At 57.0% G+C, this 22,452-nt stretch carries 21 protein-coding genes; 9 read left to right on the top strand and 12 right to left on the bottom strand.

Features of this window, described 5'->3' with window-relative positions; genetic code table 11:
- Positions 1-11: 11 nt before the first annotated feature.
- Entirely contained in the window at positions 12-239 is a 228-nt protein-coding gene (locus QZH36_RS14075; RefSeq protein WP_125288209.1) for a YejL family protein, read from the bottom strand.
- Between the two features lie 156 nt (positions 240-395).
- Here QZH36_RS14075 and yejK point away from each other — a divergent pair, with 156 nt between their 5' ends.
- On the top strand, positions 396-1,400 hold the full coding sequence (gene yejK / locus QZH36_RS14070; protein ID WP_253459876.1) for a nucleoid-associated protein YejK: 1,005 nt from the start codon (positions 396-398) through the stop codon (positions 1,398-1,400).
- Positions 1,401-1,491: 91 nt separating this feature from the next.
- Here yejK and rplY read toward each other — a convergent pair whose 3' ends face one another.
- Both rplY and radD read right to left on the bottom strand, forming a co-directional pair.
- Positions 1,492-1,776: a 50S ribosomal protein L25 gene (gene rplY, locus QZH36_RS14065; RefSeq protein ID WP_125288207.1), complete on the bottom strand. Its 285-nt coding sequence runs from the start codon at positions 1,774-1,776 to the stop codon at positions 1,492-1,494.
- 141 nt (positions 1,777-1,917) lie between these two features.
- Positions 1,918-3,672 (bottom strand): DNA repair helicase RadD, encoded by a 1,755-nt coding sequence (radD, locus tag QZH36_RS14060; RefSeq protein ID WP_301251151.1) that lies wholly within the window; start codon positions 3,670-3,672, stop codon positions 1,918-1,920.
- 165 nt (positions 3,673-3,837) lie between these two features.
- On the opposite strand from radD, the gene rsuA reads away from it, so the two are divergent.
- From rsuA to QZH36_RS14045, 3 genes are all read left to right on the top strand, one after another.
- Positions 3,838-4,551, top strand: coding sequence for a 16S rRNA pseudouridine(516) synthase RsuA (gene rsuA, locus QZH36_RS14055; RefSeq protein WP_253459880.1), 714 nt, complete (start codon positions 3,838-3,840; stop codon positions 4,549-4,551).
- Positions 4,552-4,561: 10 nt separating this feature from the next.
- Positions 4,562-5,770, top strand: coding sequence for a Bcr/CflA family multidrug efflux MFS transporter (locus tag QZH36_RS14050; RefSeq protein WP_301730491.1), 1,209 nt, complete (start codon positions 4,562-4,564; stop codon positions 5,768-5,770).
- Positions 5,771-6,055: 285 nt separating this feature from the next.
- Entirely contained in the window at positions 6,056-6,388 is a 333-nt protein-coding gene (locus QZH36_RS14045; protein ID WP_253459886.1) for a YejG family protein, read from the top strand.
- 8 nt (positions 6,389-6,396) lie between these two features.
- On the opposite strand, the gene yejF is transcribed toward QZH36_RS14045, so the two are convergent.
- The 8 genes from yejF to QZH36_RS14005 form a co-directional block, all read right to left on the bottom strand.
- Entirely contained in the window at positions 6,397-7,980 is a 1,584-nt protein-coding gene (gene yejF, locus QZH36_RS14040) for a microcin C ABC transporter ATP-binding protein YejF (RefSeq protein ID WP_301730490.1), read from the bottom strand.
- Positions 7,980-9,005 carry a microcin C ABC transporter permease gene (locus tag QZH36_RS14035; RefSeq protein ID WP_301251148.1) on the bottom strand — a complete coding sequence of 342 codons (1,026 nt, stop codon included), beginning with the start codon at positions 9,003-9,005 and terminating at the stop codon, positions 7,980-7,982. Before QZH36_RS14035 ends, yejF begins: the two co-directional genes overlap by 1 nt.
- Positions 9,005-10,096: a microcin C ABC transporter permease YejB gene (locus tag QZH36_RS14030; RefSeq protein ID WP_253459893.1), complete on the bottom strand. Its 1,092-nt coding sequence runs from the start codon at positions 10,094-10,096 to the stop codon at positions 9,005-9,007. The genes QZH36_RS14035 and QZH36_RS14030 overlap by 1 nt, the downstream gene beginning before the upstream one ends.
- 10 nt (positions 10,097-10,106) lie before the next feature.
- On the bottom strand, positions 10,107-11,912 hold the full coding sequence (locus QZH36_RS14025; protein WP_253459896.1) for an extracellular solute-binding protein: 1,806 nt from the start codon (positions 11,910-11,912) through the stop codon (positions 10,107-10,109).
- A gap of 102 nt (positions 11,913-12,014) precedes the next feature.
- A complete protein-coding gene (locus tag QZH36_RS14020) occupies positions 12,015-13,589 on the bottom strand; it encodes a cyclic di-GMP phosphodiesterase (RefSeq protein WP_301251146.1) in 1,575 nt (524 codons plus the stop codon).
- A gap of 452 nt (positions 13,590-14,041) precedes the next feature.
- Positions 14,042-14,617 (bottom strand): bifunctional murein DD-endopeptidase/murein LD-carboxypeptidase, encoded by a 576-nt coding sequence (gene mepS, locus QZH36_RS14015; protein WP_125288197.1) that lies wholly within the window; start codon positions 14,615-14,617, stop codon positions 14,042-14,044.
- Positions 14,618-15,135: 518 nt separating this feature from the next.
- Positions 15,136-15,843, bottom strand: coding sequence for a phosphatase PAP2 family protein (locus QZH36_RS14010; protein WP_301730489.1), 708 nt, complete (start codon positions 15,841-15,843; stop codon positions 15,136-15,138).
- Between the two features lie 38 nt (positions 15,844-15,881).
- Positions 15,882-16,862 (bottom strand): CobW family GTP-binding protein, encoded by a 981-nt coding sequence (locus QZH36_RS14005; protein WP_253459908.1) that lies wholly within the window; start codon positions 16,860-16,862, stop codon positions 15,882-15,884.
- Between the two features lie 97 nt (positions 16,863-16,959).
- On the opposite strand from QZH36_RS14005, the gene QZH36_RS14000 reads away from it, so the two are divergent.
- Entirely contained in the window at positions 16,960-17,259 is a 300-nt protein-coding gene (locus QZH36_RS14000) for a YmdA family protein (RefSeq protein ID WP_301730488.1), read from the top strand.
- Between the two features lie 138 nt (positions 17,260-17,397).
- On the opposite strand, the gene yeiP is transcribed toward QZH36_RS14000, so the two are convergent.
- Positions 17,398-17,970, bottom strand: a complete 573-nt coding sequence (gene yeiP, locus QZH36_RS13995) for an elongation factor P-like protein YeiP (protein ID WP_253459914.1) — start codon at positions 17,968-17,970, stop codon at positions 17,398-17,400.
- 159 nt (positions 17,971-18,129) lie between these two features.
- Here yeiP and QZH36_RS13990 point away from each other — a divergent pair, with 159 nt between their 5' ends.
- The 4 genes from QZH36_RS13990 (at position 18,130) to fruA (ending at position 22,430) form a co-directional block, all read left to right on the top strand.
- Positions 18,130-18,387 carry a YkgJ family cysteine cluster protein gene (locus QZH36_RS13990; RefSeq protein WP_125288192.1) on the top strand — a complete coding sequence of 86 codons (258 nt, stop codon included), beginning with the start codon at positions 18,130-18,132 and terminating at the stop codon, positions 18,385-18,387.
- 251 nt (positions 18,388-18,638) lie between these two features.
- On the top strand, positions 18,639-19,772 hold the full coding sequence (gene fruB / locus QZH36_RS13985; RefSeq protein ID WP_253459917.1) for a fused PTS fructose transporter subunit IIA/HPr protein: 1,134 nt from the start codon (positions 18,639-18,641) through the stop codon (positions 19,770-19,772).
- Positions 19,769-20,707 (top strand): 1-phosphofructokinase, encoded by a 939-nt coding sequence (gene fruK, locus QZH36_RS13980; protein ID WP_253459920.1) that lies wholly within the window; start codon positions 19,769-19,771, stop codon positions 20,705-20,707. Before fruB ends, fruK begins: the two co-directional genes overlap by 4 nt.
- 16 nt (positions 20,708-20,723) lie before the next feature.
- Positions 20,724-22,430: a PTS fructose transporter subunit IIBC gene (fruA, locus tag QZH36_RS13975; protein ID WP_253459921.1), complete on the top strand. Its 1,707-nt coding sequence runs from the start codon at positions 20,724-20,726 to the stop codon at positions 22,428-22,430.
- The last annotated feature ends 22 nt before the right edge of the window (positions 22,431-22,452 follow it).

Raw genomic sequence — 22,452 nt, 5'->3', positions numbered from 1 at the left:
GCGGGATCACATCAGTGTGCTTTATCTTCACGTACCGAAGCCTGAAGCGCCTCGGCAAATGAACGCGCAAGCGCGCGGCGTTGCTCCGGAGCAACGCTGGTGTTCAGCAGGTTAGTCACCATATTGCCCAGCACCATCAAAGAGAGATCGGTGGGCGCCTTGTCTTTTTCAAGCACGTTGACCATTTCGGCGAGGAGTTTTTCCACGCGGTCGTCGCTGTAACGGGATGATTGTGGCATAGCGTCAAATTTATCGAGTATTAAAAGGCGGCATCTTACCGTAAAAGCGCGATTCTTTCTGCAATTTTATCATGTGGAAAAGGTTAATGTTGTTGCCTGTTGATCCCGACCACGCTCGGTGATTGAATACGCGCTTAAGTTTAAAGGAGAGTTTACATGAGTCTGGATATCGAGCAGATTGCCCTTCATCAGATGATTAAGCGTGACGAGCAGACGCTGGAGCTGGTGCTGCGGGAGTCGCTGCTGCCGGCCACTGGCCCGGTTACGGCGATGATGGAGGAGCTGCATCGCGTCTACAGCGCCAAAAGCAAGGCTTACGGCCTGTTTAATGAAGAGAGCGAGCTGGCCGACGCGCTGCGCAACTGCCGGAAGGGCCAGGATGATTTTCTGGCCTTCAGCCGCGCGGCGACCGGACGTTTACGCGACGAACTCGCTAAGTATCCCTTTGCGGACGGCGGCGTCGTGCTGTTTGCCCACTATCGCTATCTGGCGGTGGAGTATTTGCTGGTTGCGGTGCTGAACAGCCAGAACAGCATGCGCGTTAACGAAGAGCTGGATATCAGCACCACGCACTATCTGGATATCAACCATGCGGATATCGTGGCGCGTATCGATCTGACCGAATGGGAAACCAATCCGGAATCAACTCGCTACCTGACCTTCCTGCGTGGCAGAGTAGGGCGCAAGGTCGCCGACTTCTTTATGGATTTCCTTGGTGCCAGCGTGGGCCTGGATACCAAAGCGCAAAACCGTGGTCTGCTCCAGGCGGTGGACGACTACTGTGCCGAGGCGGCGCTGGATAAAAACGAGCGTCAGAACTATCGCCAGCAGGTTTACAGCTACTGTAACGAACAGCTGCAGTCGGGCGAAGAGATTGAGCTGGAAGGCCTGTCGAAAGAGCTGGCGCCGCTGGGCGAAAAAACCTTTCAGGATTTCACCCAGGAGCAGGGCTACGAGCTGGAAGAGAGCTTCCCGGCGGATCGCAGCACGCTGCGCCAGCTGACGAAGTTCGCCGGCAGCGGCGGCGGGCTGACCATTAACTTTGACGCCATGCTGCTGGGCGAGCGCATTTTCTGGGATCCGGCTACCGATACGCTGACCATCAAAGGCACGCCGCCTAATCTGCGCGACCAGCTACAGCGTCGCAGCGGCGGCAAATAAGCGCAGCGGCAGGGATGCCCGCTGCTGACAAACGCCCATAAAAAAACGCCGCATTAAGCGGCGTTTTCTTCACACAGAGATCGGTCGGCGATTAAGCGCGAACGAAGTCGATGTGGTGCAGTTTTGGCTTGAACGGGTGACGCTGTACAGCCTGCACTTTTACTTTAGTTTCTTTACCGTCAACAACCAGAGTCAGCACGTCGGTGTAGAACTCAGGCTTAACCTGCATGTTCATCACGTAGTCGTGATCCAGTTCGATAGCTACAGCTGCTTCGTTACCGCCATAGATGATGGCCGGGAATTTGTTAGCTGTACGCAGGCGGCGGCTCGCACCCTTACCCTGCTCTTTACGTTCTTCTGCATTGATAGTGAACATTGTTCAGTCTCTTTCTAAGTAATTATCCTGCTACAGGCGACCCAGCAACAGGTTGGATTGTTCAGCTTTCGCCAGCGGCAAAAGCGGGGCGCATTGTAGCAGGCAAGGCCGGTGCGGGCAACGCATTAAACACCGTGTGCCCTAACGGATCTCATTAGCGCGTCGAAAACGGCCCTGATAATCGAACACTTTTTCACGGATCTGCCAGAAATTGCGCTGTTTGCGGGCCACCACAAAATCGGGATGGCGTAGCAGCGGCTGCATCGCTACGATATCCGCCGCGTTTTCCCAGCCGAGCGGCACGCCGGGCGCTCGCTGATGCGGTCGCATAAACAGCTGCTCGAAGGCTTTGCGCTGCGCGGGCGTACTCAGGCGGAAGCGCTCGCTCACTTCGGTTGCTTCCTCATCGAAATAGCGCGCCTTCAGCCACTCGCCTTTCTCATCGCGACCGTTTTCCAGCACCATCGCAGCGCAGCGCAGCACCAGCGCATCCTTCAGCTTTAGCGCCGCTTTCAACATATCGTCGGGATCGACCAGCACCGCGTCACACTGATGGCAGCGGCGGGCGGCGATATCGTTCTCGGCGTTGCAGTGCGGGCAGCTTTTAAAGCGGAAGCGGAAGTCGCACTGCTCGCGCTCGCCGTCGTCGTCTTCCATCACGCCCTGACAACGGCGGCCAAAGTGCTCAATAATGGTGCCGTCGGCGGTGGTTTTGCCCCAGAACGTATTGGCAAAGCCGCAGGCCGGGCAGAAAACCTGCACCGGTTTATTGTCGCTTTTGCCCTTGGGCGCGCCCACTTCCGGCGTAAAGATATCGTGCGGATTACCCGCGTAGTCCAGGATCAGGCAGTCGGTTTTGCCAGGGCACAGCCGCAGCCCGCGTCCGACAATCTGCTGATACAGGCTGACCGATTCCGTAGGGCGAAGGATGGCGATAAGATCGACGTGCGGCGCGTCAAAGCCGGTGGTCAAGACCGCCACGTTAACCATGTAGCGCAGCTCGCGCGCTTTAAAGGCGGTAATAAGGGCATCGCGCTCGGCGGCAGGCGTGGTGGCGCTGATCAGCGCCTTGCTGTCGGGCAGCAGGCCCAGCACCTCTTTGGCATGCTCGACCGTGGCGGCAAAAATCATCACGCCCTGGCGATCCTGCGCAAACTCAACGATCTGCTGAATAATATGCGGCGTAATGCGCTGCTGCTGCTTCAGCTCCAGGTTGAGATCCGCCTCGCTGAACAGGCCGTTTTCCCTGGCGGTCAGGCGGCTGAAATCGTACTGCACCACCGGCATATCCAGCCTTTCCGGCGGCACCAGAAAGCCGTGTTTGATCATATAGCGCAGCGGCAGCTCGTAGATGCAGTCGCGAAACAGCGCCCGCTCGTCGCCGCGCACCATGCCGTGATAGTGGAACTGATAGATCCAGCCCTTGCCCAGGCGATAGGGCGTTGCGGTCAGGCCCAGCAGGCGCAGCTGCGGATTGCGCTGGCGCAGATGGTTGAGGATCTGCTGGTACTGGCTGTCTTCGGCGTCGCCAATGCGGTGACACTCATCCACAATCAGCAGCGAAAACTCGCTGTCGAACTGCGCCAGATTGCGGGCCACCGACTGTACGCTGCCGAACACCACCTTGCTGCGGCTCTCTTTCTTTTGCAGACCGGCGGCAAAGATATCGGCCTGCAGGCCGTAAGCCTGATATTTGCTGTGGTTCTGCGCCACCAGCTCTTTGACGTGCGCCAGCACCAGCACGCGTCCGCGCGCCAGCCGCGCCAGTTCGGCGATCACCAGGCTTTTGCCCGCGCCGGTCGGCAGGACAATCACGGCGGGCTGGTGAGAGCGACGGAAGTAGCTGAGCGTGGCGTCAACGGCTTCCTGTTGGTAGGGGCGCAGGGTAAAGGACATGATTAAATCCGCGAGCAAAGCCGCATTATGCCACGAAAGTCCGCTCCGTGCGCGCGCGCCTCTGTGCCTGAGCCGCAACTCCCGATATACTTCTGCTGTTACTCTCTTCTGACGTTCCCTACAGGAACGGTGAATTCATTCATTGAAACAGGCAGTGCAGATTTAATGCGACTTGATAAATTTTTATCTCAGCAACTGGAAGTCAGCCGGGCGATTGCCGCTCGCGAGCTGCGCGCGCGTAAGGTGACGGTTGATGGGGAAGTGGTGCGCGAAGGGTCTTTTAAGCTCAGCCCGGAAAGCGAAGTGGAATATGACGGCAATCCGTTACGGCTGCAGATCGGCCCGCGCTATTTTATGCTGAACAAGCCGCAGGGCTACGTCTGCTCCACCGACGATCCGGATCACCCAACGGTGCTCTATTTTCTGGAAGAGCCCACCGCGTATAAACTGCACGCGGCAGGGCGGCTTGATATCGACACCACCGGCCTGGTGCTGATGACCGATGATGGCCAGTGGTCGCACCGCATCACCTCGCCGCGCCATCACTGTGAAAAAACCTACCTGGTGACGCTGGAAAACGCGCTGGCCGAGGATACGGCGGAGCAGTTCGCCGCAGGCGTGCAGCTGCATAACGAAAAAGACCTCACTAAGCCAGCCAGCCTGGAAGTCATCAGTGAAAATCAGGTGCGGCTGACCATCAGCGAAGGGCGCTATCACCAGGTAAAACGGATGTTCGCTGCGGTGGGTAACCACGTGGTGGCGCTGCATCGCGAGCGTATTGGCGATATCGTGCTGGATGAGGAACTGGAGCCGGGCGAGTATCGCGCCCTGACGGCGGAAGAGATCGCCAGCGTGAGACTGCCCGCAGAATTAAAATAAGGAAACAGGGATGCGTAAGGAAAAGAACTCGTCGGCGGGACTGGTCGTTATTCTTGGCCTGCTGGCTATGCTAATGCCGTTGTCGATCGACATGTATTTGCCTGCGCTTCCGCAAATCGCCCGCGAATTTGGCGTGTCGGCCGGCAGCGTGCAGATGACGCTGAACCTCTATATCCTGGGCTTTGCGCTGGGGCAGTTAATCTACGGCCCGCTGGCCGACAGCTTTGGCCGCAAGCCAGTGATAGCCGTGGGCACGCTGATTTTCGCCGTCGCGGCGGCGGCCTGCGCGCTGGCGCAAACCATCGATCAGCTGATCTTTATGCGTTTGCTGCACGGCCTGTCGGCGGCGGCGGGCAGCGTGGTGATCAGCGCCCTGATGCGCGACAGCTACTCGAAAGAGGAGTTCTCGCGCATGATGTCCTTTGTCATGCTGGTCACCACCATCGCGCCGCTGCTGGCGCCTATCCTGGGCGGCTGGATGCTGCTGCTGTGGAACTGGCACGCCATCTTCTGGGCTATCTCGCTGGCCGCCGTGGTCACCACGCTGCTGGTGGTCACGCAGATCAAAGAGACGCTGCCGCACGATAAGCGGCAAAAATTCAATATGCGCACCACGCTGCGCAACTTTCTGTCGCTGTTTCGCCACAAGCGCGTGTTCAGCTATATGATGGCCAGCGGCTTTTCCTTTGCCGGGATGTTCTCTTTCCTTAACGCCGGCCCCTTTGTCTATATCGAGCTGAACCATATTTCGCCGCAGGATTTTGGTTACTACTTTGCGCTGAACGTGGTTTTCCTGTTCCTGATGACGCTGCTGAACAGCCGCTGCGTGCGCCGCTTCGGCCCGCTGGCGATGTTCCGTCTGGGGCTGCTGATCCAGTTTACGATGGGCATCTGGCTGGTGGTGGTCAGCGCACTGAACCTCGGTTTCCTGCCGCTGGTGTTTGGCGTGGCAATGTTTATCGGCTGCGTGGCGATGGTTTCTTCTAACGCCATGGCGGTGATCCTGGAAGAGTTTCCGCATATGGCGGGCACCGCTTCCTCGCTGGCGGGCACGCTGCGCTTTGGCGTGGGCGCGCTGGTCGGCGCGCTGCTCTCCACCATGACCTTTACCAGCGCCTGGCCGATGGTTGGCTCCATTTTTATCTGCGCCACGTTTTCCGTGCTGCTGTTTATCTACGCCACGCGCCCGCGTAAAAGCCGTCAGCGCAGCTTGCCATAACATCGACGCCCGCATCCGCGTAATAGCCTGACCCGCTTAATCCTCGCCAAAACGGGAAGCCTTGCTTCCCGGCTTTTCTGCTGATACACGCTATAATGTTGCCTTATTGTAAAAATAACTAAGCTTAAATTACTTTTGTGCAACAAAATTGATTGTTATTACGGCGCCGACGCGGTAAAAATGAGAACAAAATCACGAACTGGCGGTACTAAGCCCTCGCAGATGGGGTATGTCCACGACCAGAAACAGGCAGAAATGATGATGGCTACGGGCTGGGGAGTAGGGGTGAACAGATTACAACATTCGGTGGTGCATCGCCTGCCGCAAAGCTATCGCTGGGGAGCCGGAAAGCGGCTGGAGCCGCGTGCGCTCAGTGGTACAGAGGCGGAGGATGACCTGGTAGGCCTGAGCCTGCTCAGTCATCAGGGCGTACAGGCCTGGGATATCATGCAGATGCTGAAAGAGGCGCTGGCGGAAATTCAGCTCGACTGCGCCGTGGTCGAGTGGGAAGGCGAGCCGTGCCTGTTCGTGGCGCGTAATGATGAATGCGCCACTACCTGCCGCCTGAAAAACTTTGGCGTCGGCATTGCTGAAGCCTTTAAAAATATACCTGCCTGAGCCAGGCCTCAGGCAAGCGCAATTAGCTCCTGCGTATAGCGCGCTTTCGGCGCGGTAAAAATAGTTTCGCAATCGCCTTGCTCCACGACTTCTCCCTGTCGCAGCACCACCACCTGGTGGCACAGCGATCTGACTACGCGCAGATCGTGGCTGATAAAAATATAGGCCAGCTGACGATCCCGTTGGAGCTTTTTCAGCAGCGCCAGGATCTGTTTTTGTACGGAACGATCCAGTGAAGAGGTTGGTTCATCCAGCACGATCAGCTGCGGCTGAAGGATCAGCGCGCGCGCGATGGCGATGCGCTGCCGCTGTCCGCCGGAAAACTCCGATGGGTAACGATGACGGGTTTCCGCATCCAGTCCCACTTCCTGCATTGCCTGGATCACCAGCGCCTCGCGCTGTTCCGCGATCAGTTCAGGCTGGTGCACCTGCAAGCCTTCCGCAATGATCTGCTGCACGTTCAGCCGGGGATTGAGCGCAGAATTCGGATCCTGAAAAACCACCTGCATTTCCCGACGTACCGGCAGCATTTGCCTGCGATCCCACTGGTGCAGCGGTCTGTCGCCCAGCCAGATTTCGCCTTTGGCCTTGATTAGCCGCAGCAGCGCCAGGCCGGTGGTGCTTTTGCCCGAGCCGGATTCCCCGACCAGCCCCAGGCTTTCGCCCGGACGTAGCTCAAAACTCAGCGACTTCAGCGCCTGATGCGCACCCACTACGCGGCGCATCAGACCCTTTTTCAGGGAAAAAGCGACGCTGAGGTTGCTGACCTTCAGCAGCGGTGGCGCCGCGCTGTCAACAGGATCGGGGCTGCCTTCCGGCTCCGCATCCAGCAGCGTGCGGGTATAGGGATGTTCGGGCGCGCTGAACAGCTGGCGACTGGTATTGCGCTCCACGCCCTGGCCGTTACGCATCACCAGCACGTTGTCGGCCAGCTGCCGCACAATATTCAGGTTGTGGGTGATAAACAGCAGGCCCATATTCATCTCCTGCTTCAGCTCCTTCAGCAGAACCAGGATCTGCGCCTGCACGGTAACGTCCAGCGCGGTGGTCGGCTCATCGGCAATCAGCAGCTGAGGCCGCGTCAGCAGCGCCATCGCAATCATTACCCGCTGCCGTTCGCCGCCGGAAAGCTGATGCGGAAAATCGCCCATTCGCCTGGCGGGCTGCCGAATGCCCACGCGATCCAGACAGCTAAGGATCTCGGCCTTCGCCGCCGCCGCGCGCATGCCACGGTGCAGCGATAACACCTCATACAGCTGTTTTTCAATGCTGTGCAGCGGATTCAGCGACACCATCGGCTCCTGAAAAATCATCGCCATACGGTTGCCGCGCAGGCCGCGCAGCGTGCGCTCGTCGGCCTTCAGCACGTCCTGACCGGCGAACAGGATTTCGCCCTGCGGATAGACCACCGGCGGCGTGGGCAGCAGGCGCATCATCGACAGGGCGGTCACGCTTTTGCCCGAGCCGGATTCGCCCACCAGCGCCAGCGTCTCGCCCGCTGCGACGCTCAGCGACAAATTATCGACAACCTGACGCTCAACGCCGGCCTGGCGAAAGGCAATGCTTAAGTTTTTGACGGTCAGCAACGACATCAGTGCACCTTACTGGGATCGAAGGCGTCACGAACCGCCTCACCGATAAAGATCAACAGCGACAGCAGGATCGCCAGCGAGAAAAAGGCCGCCATGCCGAGCCAGGGCGCCTGAAGGTTATTTTTGCCCTGTAGCAGCAGCTCGCCCAGCGAAGGCGACCCCATCGGCAGCCCGAAGCCGAGGAAATCCAGCGAGGTCAGCGTGGTAATAGAGCCGCACAGAATAAAGGGCAGATAGGTCAGCGTCGCCACCATCGCATTCGGCAGCATATGGCGCAGCATAATAGTCCGGTCGCCGACGCCCAGCGCCTGCGCGGCGCGAATATAGTCAAAGTTGCGCGCGCGTAAGAATTCAGCGCGCACCACGCCGACCAGCTGCATCCAGCCAAACAGCACGTTAATGGCCAGCAGCCACCAGAAGCCGGGCTGCACCACGCTCGACAACAAAATAATCAGAAACAGCGTAGGCATACCCGACCAGACTTCGATAAAGCGCTGGCCCCACAAATCTACCCGCCCGCCATAATAGCCCTGACAGGCGCCGACGATGATGCCGACTACGCTGGACATCAGCGTCAGCATCAGGCCAAACAGCAGCGAAATACGCGCGCCGTAGAGGATCCTTGCCAGCACGTCGCCGCCGTTAGCATCGGTGCCCAGCCAGTTTTGCAGCGAGGGTGGCGAAGGGAAGGGGACGCTGGAGGCGAAATTGATGGTGCCGTCGCCAAATTTGATCGGCGCCCAGATGGCCCAGCCTTCCTTATCCAGGCGAGATTTCAGCCACGGATCCTGATAGTCGGCTTTGGTCGCCAGCTGGCCGCCAAAATCGGTTTCGCTGTAGTCCACCAGCAGCGGAAAATAGAAGCGATGATCGTAGCGCACCAGCAGCGGCTTATCGTTAGCCAGCAGCTCGGAGCCAAGGCAGAGCACAAACAGAACGGCAAAAATCCACAGCGACCAGTAGCCACGACGGTTATGTCGAAAACGCTGCCAGCGCGCGTGATTAACGGGGCTTAATCGGCTCATCAGCGACCTTCAAAATCAATGCGCGGATCGACCAGCGTATAGGTGATATCGCTGAGGATATTCAGCAGCAGGCCGATCAGGGTGAAAATGTAAAGCGTGCCGAACATAACCGGATAGTCACGCTGAATGGTGGCGTCGTAGCCCAGCAGGCCCAGCCCGTTCAGAGAGAACATCACCTCAATCAGCAGCGATCCGGTAAAGAACATGCTGATAAAGGTGGCCGGGAAACCGGCGATCACCAGCAGCATGGCGTTGCGGAAAACGTGACGGTAGAGAATTTTGCTCTCGTCCAGCCCTTTGGCCCGCGCCGTGACCACGTACTGCTTGCGGATTTCATCAAGAAACGAGTTTTTGGTCAGCATAGTCAGCGTGGCGAAGCCGCCGATCACCGTCGCCAGCACCGGCAGGGTAATATGCCAGAGATAGTCCGTGATTTTGCCGTACCAGGGCAGCGAGTCGAACTGCGCCGACACCAGCCCGCGCAGCGGAAACCAGTCCAGATAGCTGCCGCCTGCAAACAGCACGATCAGCAGCGTGGCGAACAGGAACGAGGGAATGGCGTAGCCGATGATAATCAGCGAGCTGCTCCAGATATCGAAGGCGCTGCCGTTATGCACGGCTTTGCGGATGCCAAGCGGGATAGAGACCAGATAGATAATCAGCGTGCTCCACAGCCCCAGCGAGACGGAAACCGGCAGGCTCTCTTTAATCAGCTGCACAACCGAGCTGCTGCGGAACAGGCTGTCGCCAAAATCGAAGCGCACATAGTTCCACAGCATATCCAGGTAGCGCTGATACATCGGCTTGTCGAAACCGTAACGTTTGGTGATTTCCGCCACCACTTCCGGATCCAGCCCGCGCGACCCGCGATATTGGCTGTCACCGGGCTGAGCATGCAGCGCGCTGCGTCCCTGCGCCTGCGGCGTATTGCCGGCGCCCGGCATTCCGGTAGTCTGGCCGAATTCGATATTGGCCAGCGCCTGATCGACCGGGCCGCCCGGCGCAATCTGCACGATAAAAAAGTTAATCGTAATAATCGCCCACAGCGTGGGAATGATTAATAGAAGTCTGCGTAGCAAATAGGCGCCCAAACTGCTCTCCTTAACGACGCTGGGCCGGCAGCTGCGCGGCTTTATTAACGTCATACCACCAGCTGTCGAAGCCTAAAGAATAAGTCGGCCGCGTGGCGGGCATCGAAAATTTATCCCACCAGGCATAGCGATCGCTGGCACCATACCACATCGGTATCATGTAATAGTTCCACAGCAGCACCCGATCCAGCGCGCGACCCAGCGGCAGCAGCGCGGCTTCATCGCTCTGATGCTGATTTATCTTTTCAATCAGCTGGTCGATTACCGGGCTGGCGACATGCGGCCGGTTGTAGGTGGAATTTACATAGGCGCTTGACCAGTAAATTTGCAGGTTGCTGTCGGGGTAGGGGATAGCCGGGTAGGGCGAAACCAGCATATCAAAGTCGCTTTTGCGCATGCGGGCCAGATATTGCGAGCTGTCTACCTGCCGGATGACCAGGTTGATGCCCAGGCGCGCCAGATTGTGCTGAAAAGGCAGCACCCACTGATCGTTGCCGCCGCTGCGCAGCAGCAGTTCAAAGGTGAAAGGCTGGCCGCTGGCGTTGACCAGGCGCTGATTTTTCAACGTCCAGCCGGCCTGCTCCAGCAGCGCCGTGGCCTTCAGCAGATTGGCGCGATCGTACCCGCTGCCGTCGGTGTGAGGCGGCTGATAAATCTGCGAGAAAACCTCATCAGGAATTTTGCCCTTAAAGGGCGCCAGAATTTCCAGTTCTTTAGCGTCGGGATAGTCGGTAGCGGCATAGTCCGTGTTCTGAAAATAGCTGCGGGTGCGCTTATAAGCGCCGTAAAATAACGCCTTATTCATCCACTCAAAATCGAACGCCAGCGAAACTGCTTCGCGCACGCGGCGATCGGCAAACAGGGGTTTCTGTACGTTAAACGCCAGCCAGTTTGAGGAGGTAGCCACGGTATTCGGCTTTGCGTCTTTCACGATGTAATGGCTGTCGAAATTCCGGCCGCGATACTGGGTGGCCCACTTTTTGGCGGAGCCTTCGGCACGAAAGTCAAACGCGCCCGCTTTAAACGCCTCGAAAGCCACATTGTCATCCAGATAGTAATCGTAGCGCAGCGTATCGAAATTAAAACGGCCTTTATTGACGGGCAAATTAGCGGCCCAATAATCTTTGACCCGTGACCAGGTTACGGACTGACCGACTTTATAGGCCGACACGCGATACGGCCCGCTGCCGGGCGGCGGCGCAGGTAACGGCTCGCTGAGATTATGATCCTTCCAGAAGCTCTGCGGGAAAACGGGCAGCGTAAGCAGCGAAAGCATCATATCTTTGTTGCCGACCGGCAGCTCAAAGCGCACCGTCAGCTGCGCAATGGCTTTGACCGTGACGCCTTTGTAAAACACCCGAAACTGCGGTACGCCCTGCTGCATAAATTTATTAAAGGTAAAAGCAACATCTTCTGCGGTGATGGATGAACCGTCCTGGTAACGCGCCTGGGGATTCAGCGTGACTTCCACCCAGCGATAGCTATCCGGGTAGCGAGCGAATTCGGCAATCAGCGGATAGTAGCTGCCCACTTCGTCTTCTGAGTTCACGAACAGCGTATCGTAAAGCGTATCCGTGCCCTGCGCCGGATTGCCGCGCGAGGCAAAACGGTTAAAGTTATCGTAAGTGCCGATAGCGGCAAGCGTCGCGCTACCGCCCTTGGGCGCAGCCGGATTGGCGTAGTCAAAATGCGTGAAGTTCACGGCATATTTAGGCTCGCCCAGCTGGGCAAAGGCGTAGCTCTCATGAATTTCTTCAGCCCGTGCCGTCGTCGCGGCGCAGCAGAACAGCAGCAAAGCTAACCAGCGAAAAATCATCTTATTATCCGATCCTGATAAAAAACGCAGCGCGATCCCCAGCCTGCCAGAGCATTGCGCAATGCGCCAGCGAAGCACATTTAAAAAGCGTAGCGCAATAACTCATCCGGCAGCCGGTTCGCTGCGGGGCTCATGCTGAAAATAATCAATCAGCTGCGTCACCGTACGCGGGCGGCTGAATAAATAGCCCTGAAAATGACAGACGCCACGGTGGCGCAGCCAGCGCGCCTGCTCACCGGTTTCTACGCCTTCAGCTACCGTCAGCAGATTGAGTTTTTTCGCCAGCGCCAGCACCGCATCCAGCACCGGCGAAGAAAACGACTCGCGGGCGATGTTTTTTACAAATCCCCGATCTATTTTCAGATAGTCAAAACGGAATTTTTCCAGATAAATTAAGGCACTGTGTCCGGTGCCGAAATCATCCAGCGCGATACGAATATTTTGGCCGCGCAGCCAGTCGAACACCGACTGGGCGTTGCGGGTTTCTACCATAGTCCGTTCGGTAATTTCAAAAACGTAGCTGAAGTGATCCTTAGGCATCGCTTCCAGCCATGCTAAAACGTCCTGGAAAAAGGTTTTATCGCCCAGGTGAGCAGGCGAAAGGTTCAGGTTGAGATTGATGCCGGCCGGCACGGCATGTTGCAGCGTATGGCAATCGCGCGCCACCAGTTCAAACAGGTGCCGGGTTAAGGGCACAATCAAATTTTTGTTTTCGGCGTAGCGGATAAAAACGTCGGGCGGGATGGCGCCAGCTTCGGGATGCGTCCAGCGCAGCAGCGCTTCCAGACCGCAGGCCTGGCCGGTCGCCGCGGCAATAACCGGCTGGTACTCTACGTGGAATTCCCCGCGCCGAATGCCCTGCAGGATTTCCTTGCCCGGTCGGATAAAGAGCGTGAGCAGGGCATAGCAGGCAAAGCCGCCGGTCAGGCTCAGCAACAAACCGGCCAGCAGCACCAGCGTAATATCGTCACTATTCAGCCTGCCGCCATAAAGCTTTAGCTGTAAAGGATAGCCGGGTAGCGTCATGGTTTTTGACGGATCGTCGGGCAGCGAGCTGGTTGCCGTTACGCGCTGTTCCCAGCTGGTTAACGCCCGCTTGCCGGTCACAATAGCTATACCTGAAATCTCATGCTGCCGTTCGGTATACAGTAGCCAGGGCGTCAGATTAATCTTTAGCGTGACCAGCAGGCCGTTGCCTGCCTCGCCATTCTGCAACCAGAGGTGAAGAACCGGTTTATCAGGCGTCAGCGGCGCGGCGGCAAGCTGAATATCAAGCGGCTTGCGGGTGTCCGTCGTAGGGGAAAACTGGCGCATAGCGATTTGGGTTTCTCCGGCCAGCGAAGAGCACCATGCCCGATTGTGATTAACCATCAGGATAGCCTGAATATTATCATCCAGGGCGGCGCGCTCAATCAGGTCATTTTTTATGGCGGAGCAGGCAGGGCGAGGCGACGTTTGTAGCGGCAACAGTTTCCGCTTTAGTTCATCGAGCATCGTCAGCACATAGGCCTGGGTGTTTCTGGCCATTTCATCGTGATTGTCGGCCCGGCGATGAAGCATAACGGCCAGCGCGATGATGATAAATGCCAGAAAAAGAAGTAAGCCGAGGGTCGCGCTGAAGCAGGCAATCTTGCGAGGATTGAGAAGTGGCCGCGTAAGGCTTGATGAGAGTGGCATGGGGTTTATCTCCCGAAAGTGCCGGTTAAGTCATTGCGCTGTCCTGCACAACAGACGCCGTTTCAATCCGGCAGGATATACCGGGAAAGTGCCGTTTGTCTTCTTATTATTATGATTAGCTTCGGTTTTTTAACGCATTATGTCAGTTATTTCGCTCGTGCGCGCAGGCAGGGCGCAATAAAACAAACCATCAGAACGGCCGATGTAGCCAAAAAGCTTTTGAATATAAATATTTGTGCGTCTGTTATTAATAACAAATTAGTGCCAGTTAATATTAAAGCAAGAGTGTCAGGCTCAGCGGGAAACAGGTTTCTTTGTGCTGGCCTCTCTTTGCCGTTTTCCAACGGGGCTTTAGTGAAAAAGGGGAAGAGCCAGGAAGCAGCCAGCCTTTACCCATAAAAAACCCCGCTTATAGCGGGGCTCGGAACCGTTTTGCACAGACTTCAGGGGGATCAGCTTTGCGTTCGGCTTAGTACCCGGCGGCCTTCGCGATAGCGATTTTTCCAGTAAGCGTCGTTGAGATTGGAAATCATCACGCCGCTGCTGGTAGAGGCATGCACGAAATTATCGTTGCCCAGGTAGATGCCGACATGGCGGCCGGTAGAGCCGGCGCGGAACAGCACTAAATCGCCCGGGCGCAGTTTGCCGCGCTGGATGCTTTTGCCGGTGTCTTCCTGTTCATAGGTTGAGCGGGGCAGATCCAGGCCAAACTGTTCACGAAAGGTGGTCTGCACAAAGGCAGAACAGTCAATGCCGCGTTTACTGGTACCGCCAAGACGGTAACGAACGCCCTTCCAGTCCGAATATTGATCCATCAGGCGGGATTTAATATCCACATTCTGAACCATCTGTTCGAATTCATCCTGAGACGCCTGAAGTAAAAAGCCGTTATGGCCATTAACTGCATGCGTATCAGTTTGTGCATTGCTGTTGGTATTCGTCGAGCTACAGGCTGAAAGCAGCGTGGCTAAAGCCACTGCGGGCAATACCCGCCATATATATCTCAGAATCGGTTGAGACTTGACCATTATGTTTGTGATCCCTTGAAGTCCTTAACGACAGAAGTCGCTAGCTATGCGAAACGGAACGAGATTAATTAGCGCACACGGGCAAAACAATTCCACAAAATTCAAATTGTGCGAAAGCGCACAGTTTAAAATGTAAATAATGGAAATATCTTACAGCTTTGTCCTAATCGGAAATGAGATTACCCGATTAACTGCGTGCTGGCGAGGGGTTTTAACGACTTTTTTATTGATTTTTATCATAAGAAACAGAGAGGTCGTAGTCTGGCCACTTTATCGGCACAAACGCTGAAAACCTGAGGCGTGAAAGGCTAAAAGAGCGTTAAAAAATGCGTGTTAGCCACAATTCAGTTTAATACTGCTGTACGTTTCTTAAAGGCAGAAGATTCCGCTGGGGATCAAACATCACGGCAGCTGTAGCATAAAGTGGGATTTTGAGAGCTACATCGCATAAAAAAGCAACGAAAGTGGCGTAAATCGCTTTTCGTTGCTTCCTGAAAACGGTAAAAAAAGCGGCTTAATTAATTAGCCGGCTTATATTTACCTGGTAAAGCACGATATAAAATATTCACCAGCCAGTCGCTGCCCGGCGTAATTAACCACCAGCTCGTCCCTACCAGCACCACGGAAAGCGAGCCTACCGCAACATCGGTAAACCAGTGCGCGCCAATCATAATGCGCGGCGTAGCGAATATCAGCACGATCCCCACGGCAATTAAAAAAGCACGAACGCCAAAGTAGCGCAGCATAAAGCTGGCAAAAATCATCAGCATCATGCCGTGATCGCCAGGAAAACTATCGGAAGAGGCATCTTTAGTTGGAATGCCGGTTAATGTCGTCACGTGATGAACGTCCGGGAAATATTTGGTCGGGCTGGGATGCGAAACCGGGATCAGATGACCAAGCTGGTTCAGCACCACCGCCGTCAGCAGCATAGCAATACCGATAGCCAGCAGCCGCCTGCGCCCCTGGGGCGTTTCACGCCGCCAGAAACTGTAATAAAGCGCGCCCATCGCCAGCAGCGACACCGCGTCAAAAGGGCGAAAGTTGGTAATAGCCACCAGCCATAACAGCGCTTTATTGGTTACCAGCCGCTCGTTAAACCAATAAAAAAGGCTTTTATCGAGCGTAAACCAGGCGCCGTGGTTTTCCGGCAAATACCAGGAAAAAAAGAGCGCCAGTCCCAGCGCGTTAAGCACCAGGATAGTGATCAGTTGATTAGCACGCATTTTATTAAGATTAAGTTAAGAAGAAGTGACGGCGTACATTATACAACAGCAGTTAAACGAAGTTTCAACAAAGATGCCTGGAGGCTGTTCCAGTCGGCTTCTTCTTCATGAATAATTTCGATCCGGCTGTCTGGCGGCGCAGCCTGACGCGTTTCGATATTAAGATCCTCGCCCTGACGATTCACGCTCAGCAGGCCTTCCTGAATGCGCACCACGCCTTTTACCCGGCTAACCGGAGCGAGCCGCGCCCACTCCAACACGCCAACCGTATCGAACACGGTTTCTGCATCAAACACCCAGCCGCAGGAATAGTAGCCCTGGCCCTGATTCAGCGAACGCCGCCAGCGCGTATTCTGCACGGGTGCCAGCGCCGCCAGTCGCGAAGCGGGCCTGGCATGATGGTGTGCCGCCTGCGGCAGCGGCTGCTGATTCAAACGTGGACGCGTCAGCAGTTCGCCTGCGATCTGGCCGAAACGCGCGGGAATAATGGGGCGCTGTAAAGCGTCCTGCGCGCGCCAGTCTTGCAGCGCTGCCAGCGTGGCCTCATCCCAGCGATCCTCTTTATTGGCCACGATAATATCGGCGGCGGCGAGCTGATCGCGGAAGTTTTCATTAGCCGTAATGCGGGCATCGCCTAGCTGACGTGGATCGAGCAGGCAGAGCGTGGCATCCAGCGTCAGCCAGGGCTGATAAACCTCCGCAGACAGCAGGTCGAGGATCTGTTTAGGGTGACCAAGGCCGGTCGGCTCAATCAGCAGACGGTCGGGCCTGGTTTGCTTCAGCAGCATATTCAGGCCCACCTGCATCGGCAGGCCGTTAACGCAGCACATGCAGCCGCCAGGGATCTCTTTTAGCACCGCGCCGCTTTCCGCCAGCAGCGCGCCGTCTATACCTACCTCGCCGAACTCATTAACCAGCACCGCCCACTTTTCTCCCTGTGGTTTCTGCGCCAGCAGATGCAGCAGCGTAGTGGTTTTGCCGCTGCCCAGAAAACCGGTAATCAGGTTTACGCGAGTCATTATTTTCTCCTTGAGTTGTGGCCGGTTGTGCTTATCGGCTTTCGGAAAGCGTATTGCCGACTATGTTAATTAAGAGACGCTAATAAATGAGGTAAGTATGAGCAAACTTAACTTTTCGCTGGCCCTTTTTTTGATGGTTCCGGCAGGTAGCGCGCTGGCGACGGTAGCCGCAGGCACCGGCGTTATCACTTTTTCCGGAGCGATCACGGAGCCGGGTTGCGCTGTGCAACAGGAACAGAATCAAATCAGCGCTACCTGTTATCGCGACGGCCAGCTAAAAGTATCGCCGATCTCGCTACAGGCCAACGGTACGCTGCCATCCGGCATCGCCCGTATCGACGTTGAATGGCTGGACCAGGCGCGACGACAGGGCATACTGATCGTTAACTATCGGTAGTAGTGTAATAATATAACAATAACGGCGAGGCGTGGCGCGCTCGCCGTTTTATTAGTCTGCGCGGCCTATGAGAACTGGCGCGCTTGCCGTTATTGTTATTCTGCGTGGCCCATAAGGGCAGGCGCGAATACCTTTTTATTAGTCTGCGCGGCCCATATAGCGGCGTTCGGCAATATGGATGCGGATGCGCTCGCCGCTGCTGAGGTATTCCGGCACCTGGATCACCAGGCCGGTGCTCATGGTGGCAGGCTTGGTACGCGCGCTGGCGGAAGCGCCTTTAATGCCCGGCGTGGTTTCGATAATTTCCATATCCAGCGTTTGCGGCAGCTCAAGCGCCAGAATTTGCCCGTCCATCGTCAGCACCTGAATGCCCGGAATGCCGCCTTCCGGGATAAACAGCAGCTCTTCTTCGATCTGATCTTTTTTGAAGACGTAAGGCGTGTAGTCCTCGTCATCCATAAAGACGTATTCGTCACCGTCTACGTAAGAGAAGGTAACCTGACGACGGCTCAGTGAGATCGCTTCCAGGATGTCGTCACCCTTGAAGCGCTCCTCGACTTTCATGCCGGTGCGAATATCGGTAAAACGCATTTTATAAAGGGTAGAAGCCCCGCGCGCGCTGGGGCTTTGGACATCAATATCTTTGACTAACAGCAGCTTACCGTTATGGCTGACGGCCATGCCTTTTTTGATTTCGTTTGCTCTTGGCATTGTGTTATCTCGATGAAAGGGGCAATGAAAATGTTCGCGACAAATTACTCTTGCTGACGGCTTCAGGCAAGTGCTGAACGAGGAAGAAAAGCGGGGATGGCTGCCATAGTATTCCCACAGCGCGCCTGCTATTGTCGCGTCTCTTAAAGGGGATAACCAATGCAATGTCGAGCTTCCTGCGGTGCCTGCTGTACCGCGCCGTCTATTTCCACACCGATCCCCGGAATGCCCGACGGCAAACCGGCCAACACGCCCTGCGTTCAGCTGGATGAACAGCAGCGCTGCAAAATCTTTACCTCGCCGCTGCGGCCGTCGGTCTGCGGCAGCCTGAAACCCGATGCTGAAATGTGCCGTAACAGTCGGGAAGAGGCGATGGTCTGGCTACTGGATCTGGAAAAACAGACCGCCTGGTGTTAATTGCCTGTTGGCTAAAAGTAAGGCATCAGCCATCCATCAGCCGATGAAACCTTTTTCCCAAAAAGAAAAGTCGAAGTGTGCGTCGCTTCAAAAATCTGCTATGCCGTTGGCAGTAAAACTTGCCATAAACGCAGGAACGGGGCCAAAATCATTGAAACGTTTCAGCGTCGTCTGCACAGGCAGTTAGCGGCCTGAAAGCTTATTTTTCCGTCCGCCAGCTGAAACGATTCAATGAAGCAGTGAGGAGAACTATGTTCCAGCTTGAACTGAATGCAATCCATCCCGGTGCCAGGGCCGGAGATAAAGAAGAGGCCATCCGACAGGTGGCAGCCGCTTTAACCTCAGCCGGCAACGTGGGTGAAGGATATGTTAACGGTATGCTGGCCCGCGAGCAGCAAACCTCGACCTATCTGGGTAACGGCATCGCTATTCCCCATGGCACGACCGACACGCGCGATCTGGTGTTGAAAACCGGCGTGCAGGTTTATCAGTTTCCGCAGGGCATCGCCTGGGGCGAAGACCAGACCGCCTATGTGGTGATCGGCATCGCCGCTAAATCGGACGAGCATCTGGCGCTGCTGCGTCAGCTGACGCACGTGCTGAGCGATGACAGCGTGGCGGAACAGCTGAAAACCACGGATTCCGCAGAAACACTGCGCGGTTTGCTGATGGGGGAAAAGCAGGGAACGGAATTTAAATTCGACACCTCGCTGATCACAGTTGACGTGGCGGCCACCGATCTGATGACGCTCCAGGCGCTGAACGCCGGTCGCCTACAGCAGGCCGGCGCGGTTGATGCGAGCTTTGTCAGCCGCGTTATCGCTTCGCGCCCGCTGAATTTAGGGCAGGGCGTCTGGCTGAGCGACAGCACCGAAGGCAACCTGGGCAGCGCCGTCGCCGTAAGCCGCAGCGCGACACCCTTTGAAGTAGACGGCGAAAAAGCCGCGCTGCTGGTGACCGTTGCCGTAGCCGACGAGCAGCCGCTGAACGTGCTGAACTATCTAAGCGATCTGCTGATTAAGCAAAAAGCGGATCGCCTGCTGAGCGCCGATGCCGCAGGGATCCTGGCGCTGCTGACCAGCGAAGTCTCCGAGCAGGCCGATACGCTGACGGAAGAGTTTACTATCCGCAACGAGCACGGCCTGCATGCCCGTCCGGGCACGGCGCTGGTCAGCGTCATTAAAAAATTCAACTGCGACGTCACGGTGACCAACCTTGACGGCAGCGGCAAGCCGGCTAACGGCCGCAGCCTGATGAAAGTAGTGGCGCTGGGCGTGAAAAAAGGCCACCGCCTGCGCTTCACCGCCAGCGGCGAAGATGCCCGCGCGGCGCTGGATGCGATCGGCGAGGCTATCAGCGCTGGTTTAGGCGAGGGGGCGGCATGAGCAGACGCGTAGCAACCATCACGCTGAACCCCGCTTACGATCTGGTGGGCTATACGCCGGAAATCGAGCGCGGCGAAGTCAACCTGGTGAAAACCACCGGCCTGCACGCCGCCGGGAAAGGCATCAACGTTGCCAAAGTGCTGAAAGATTTGGGCATCGATGTCACCGTTGGCGGCTTCCTGGGCAAAGAGAATCAGGATGGCTTTCAGCATCTGTTTAGCGATCTGGGCATTGCTAACCGTTTTCAGGTGGTCGAAGGCCGTACCCGCATCAACGTTAAGCTGACTGAAAAAGATGGCGAGGTCACCGATCTTAACTTTTCCGGCTTTGACGTCACCCCGCAGGACTGGGAGCGCTTCACCACGGATTCTCTGACGTGGCTGGGCCAGTTCGATATGGTCTGCGTCAGCGGCAGCCTGCCCGCAGGCGTCAATCCCGATGCCTTTACGGAGTGGATGATCGCGCTGCGCACGCACTGCCCGTGCATTATTTTCGACAGCAGCCGCGAAGCGCTGGTGGCGGGCCTGAAAGCCGCGCCCTGGCTGGTTAAGCCAAACCGTCGCGAGCTGGAAATCTGGGCCGGGCGCAAGCTGCCGACCCTGCAGGATGTGATTGAGGCGGCGCATGCGCTGCGTGAACAGGGGATCGCCCACGTAGTGATTTCGCTGGGCGCAGAAGGCGCGCTGTGGGTTAACGCTTCAGGCGAATGGATCGCCAAACCGCCGGCCTGTGAGGTGGTGAGTACCGTGGGGGCCGGGGATTCAATGGTGGGCGGGCTGATTTACGGCCTGCTGATGCGCGAATCCAGCGAGCATACCCTACGCCTGGCTACCGCCGTAGCAGCCCTGGCCGTAAGCCAGAGCAACGTGGGCGTAAGCGATCGTACCCAGTTGGCCGCGATGATGGCGCGCGTCGACCTGAAACCTTTTAACTGACAGCAGGAGAGGCATAATGAAAACGCTGCTGATACTTGATCCTTCGCTGGGACTGGCTACCGGTCATCTGGCAAAAAATATCACCAGAGCGAGCGCGGCCGCAAAAGGGCTGACGCTAACGGAAAATCTGGCCGAAGCGGACCAGGTGATCCTGGTGGGCGACACGCTGCCCGCCAACATCGACCTGACGGGTAAAACCGTTTATCAGACCACGGCGGAGCAGCTGCTGCGCCAGCCGGAAGCAGAGCTGGCCCGCGCGCAAACCGAGGCGAAAGCCTGGCAGGCGCCTGCCGCCGTAGCTAAACCTGCCGCGGTGAACACGGCCGACGCGGTTGCCAGCGGGCCAAAACGCATCGTCGCCATTACCGCCTGTCCAACCGGCGTGGCGCACACCTTTATGGCGGCCGAAGCCATTGACGCCGAAGCGAAAAAACGCGGCTGGTGGGTGAAAGTCGAAACGCGCGGCTCCGTAGGCGCGGGCAATGCCATTACGCCGGAAGAAGTGGCCCAGGCTGACCTGGTTATCGTGGCGGCGGATATTGAAGTCGATCTGGCTAAGTTTGCCGGTAAGCCGATGTATCGCACCTCGACCGGCCTGGCGCTGAAGAAAACCGCACAGGAGTTTGATAAGGCGCTGGCGCAGGCCAAACCTTATCAGCCGCAGGGCGGCGGCCAGCCAGCGGCGCAGGGCGAGAAAAAAGAGGGCGCAGGCGCCTATCGTCATCTGCTGACCGGCGTTTCCTATATGCTGCCGATGGTGGTGGCAGGCGGCCTGAGCATCGCGCTCTCTTTCGCCTTCGGCATTACCGCGTTTAAAGAGCAGGGCACGCTGGCGGCGGCGCTGATGGAAATCGGCGGCGGCAGCGCCTTCAAACTGATGGTGCCGGTGCTGGCGGGCTTTATCGCCTTCTCAATTGCCGATCGTCCTGGTCTGACGCCTGGCCTGATTGGCGGCTGGCTGGCCAGCACCATCAACGCCGGTTTCCTTGGCGGCATTATTGCCGGTTTTATTGCCGGTTACGCCGCGAAGTTTATCAGCGCTAAGCTTAAGCTTCCGCAGAGTATGGAGGCGTTAAAACCGATCCTGATTATTCCGCTGGTCGCCAGTCTGATCACCGGCCTGCTGATGATTTATGTGGTTGGCGGCCCGGTTGCCCAGATTATGGCGGGGCTGACCCACTGGCTGAGCAATATGGGCACGGGTAACGCGGTTCTGCTGGGTGCGGTACTGGGCGGCATGATGTGTACCGATATGGGCGGCCCGGTGAACAAAGTGGCCTATGCGTTTGGCGTCGGCCTGCTCAGTTCGCAAACCTATGCGCCGATGGCGGCCATTATGGCGGGCGGCATGGTGCCTCCGTTGGCGATGGGCGTCGCTACGCTGGTGGCGCGCCGGAAATTCAACAAAGGCCAGCAGGAAGGCGGCAAAGCGGCGCTGGTGCTGGGCCTGTGCTTTATTTCCGAAGGCGCTATTCCGTTTGCGGCGCGTGACCCGATGCGCGTTCTGCCATGCTGTATCGTTGGCGGCGCGCTGACCGGCGCTATCTCTATGTGGGTAGGCGCGAAGCTGATGGCGCCGCACGGCGGGCTGTTTGTGCTGCTGATCCCTGGCGCTATTACGCCGGTGCTGGGCTATCTGATAGCGATTATCGTCGGCACGCTGGTTGCCGGACTCTCTTACGCGGTGCTGAAGCGCCCGGAAGCGGAAATGGCTAAAGCCTGATCCAGGCGGGCATAATAAAAAA

This window comes from Erwinia wuhanensis (genome assembly GCF_030484085.1).
Taxonomy (GTDB): Bacteria; Pseudomonadota; Gammaproteobacteria; order Enterobacterales; family Enterobacteriaceae; genus Erwinia; species Erwinia aeris.
Note: the sequence above shows the minus strand (reverse complement) of the source record. Positions and strands in the feature narration are given on the sequence as shown.

What these genes read in the sequence shown, in the direction of transcription:
- QZH36_RS14010 (WP_301730489.1), bottom strand. Translation starts at nt 15,843, where the DNA reads ATGCGTGCTAATCAACTGATCACTATCCTGGTGCTTAACGCGCTGGGA.
- fruB (WP_253459917.1), top strand. Translation starts at nt 18,639, where the DNA reads ATGTTCCAGCTTGAACTGAATGCAATCCATCCCGGTGCCAGGGCCGGA.
- QZH36_RS14000 (WP_301730488.1), top strand. Translation starts at nt 16,960, where the DNA reads ATGAGCAAACTTAACTTTTCGCTGGCCCTTTTTTTGATGGTTCCGGCA.
- QZH36_RS14025 (WP_253459896.1), bottom strand. Translation starts at nt 11,912, where the DNA reads ATGATTTTTCGCTGGTTAGCTTTGCTGCTGTTCTGCTGCGCCGCGACG.
- yejK (WP_253459876.1), top strand. Translation starts at nt 396, where the DNA reads ATGAGTCTGGATATCGAGCAGATTGCCCTTCATCAGATGATTAAGCGT.
- QZH36_RS14075 (WP_125288209.1), bottom strand. Translation starts at nt 239, where the DNA reads ATGCCACAATCATCCCGTTACAGCGACGACCGCGTGGAAAAACTCCTC.
- mepS (WP_125288197.1), bottom strand. Translation starts at nt 14,617, where the DNA reads ATGGTCAAGTCTCAACCGATTCTGAGATATATATGGCGGGTATTGCCC.
- rsuA (WP_253459880.1), top strand. Translation starts at nt 3,838, where the DNA reads ATGCGACTTGATAAATTTTTATCTCAGCAACTGGAAGTCAGCCGGGCG.
- QZH36_RS14035 (WP_301251148.1), bottom strand. Translation starts at nt 9,005, where the DNA reads ATGAGCCGATTAAGCCCCGTTAATCACGCGCGCTGGCAGCGTTTTCGA.
- yejF (WP_301730490.1), bottom strand. Translation starts at nt 7,980, where the DNA reads ATGTCGTTGCTGACCGTCAAAAACTTAAGCATTGCCTTTCGCCAGGCC.
- QZH36_RS14020 (WP_301251146.1), bottom strand. Translation starts at nt 13,589, where the DNA reads ATGCCACTCTCATCAAGCCTTACGCGGCCACTTCTCAATCCTCGCAAG.
- QZH36_RS13990 (WP_125288192.1), top strand. Translation starts at nt 18,130, where the DNA reads ATGCAATGTCGAGCTTCCTGCGGTGCCTGCTGTACCGCGCCGTCTATT.
- fruA (WP_253459921.1), top strand. Translation starts at nt 20,724, where the DNA reads ATGAAAACGCTGCTGATACTTGATCCTTCGCTGGGACTGGCTACCGGT.
- QZH36_RS14050 (WP_301730491.1), top strand. Translation starts at nt 4,562, where the DNA reads ATGCGTAAGGAAAAGAACTCGTCGGCGGGACTGGTCGTTATTCTTGGC.
- yeiP (WP_253459914.1), bottom strand. Translation starts at nt 17,970, where the DNA reads ATGCCAAGAGCAAACGAAATCAAAAAAGGCATGGCCGTCAGCCATAAC.
- radD (WP_301251151.1), bottom strand. Translation starts at nt 3,672, where the DNA reads ATGTCCTTTACCCTGCGCCCCTACCAACAGGAAGCCGTTGACGCCACG.
- rplY (WP_125288207.1), bottom strand. Translation starts at nt 1,776, where the DNA reads ATGTTCACTATCAATGCAGAAGAACGTAAAGAGCAGGGTAAGGGTGCG.
- fruK (WP_253459920.1), top strand. Translation starts at nt 19,769, where the DNA reads ATGAGCAGACGCGTAGCAACCATCACGCTGAACCCCGCTTACGATCTG.
- QZH36_RS14005 (WP_253459908.1), bottom strand. Translation starts at nt 16,862, where the DNA reads ATGACTCGCGTAAACCTGATTACCGGTTTTCTGGGCAGCGGCAAAACC.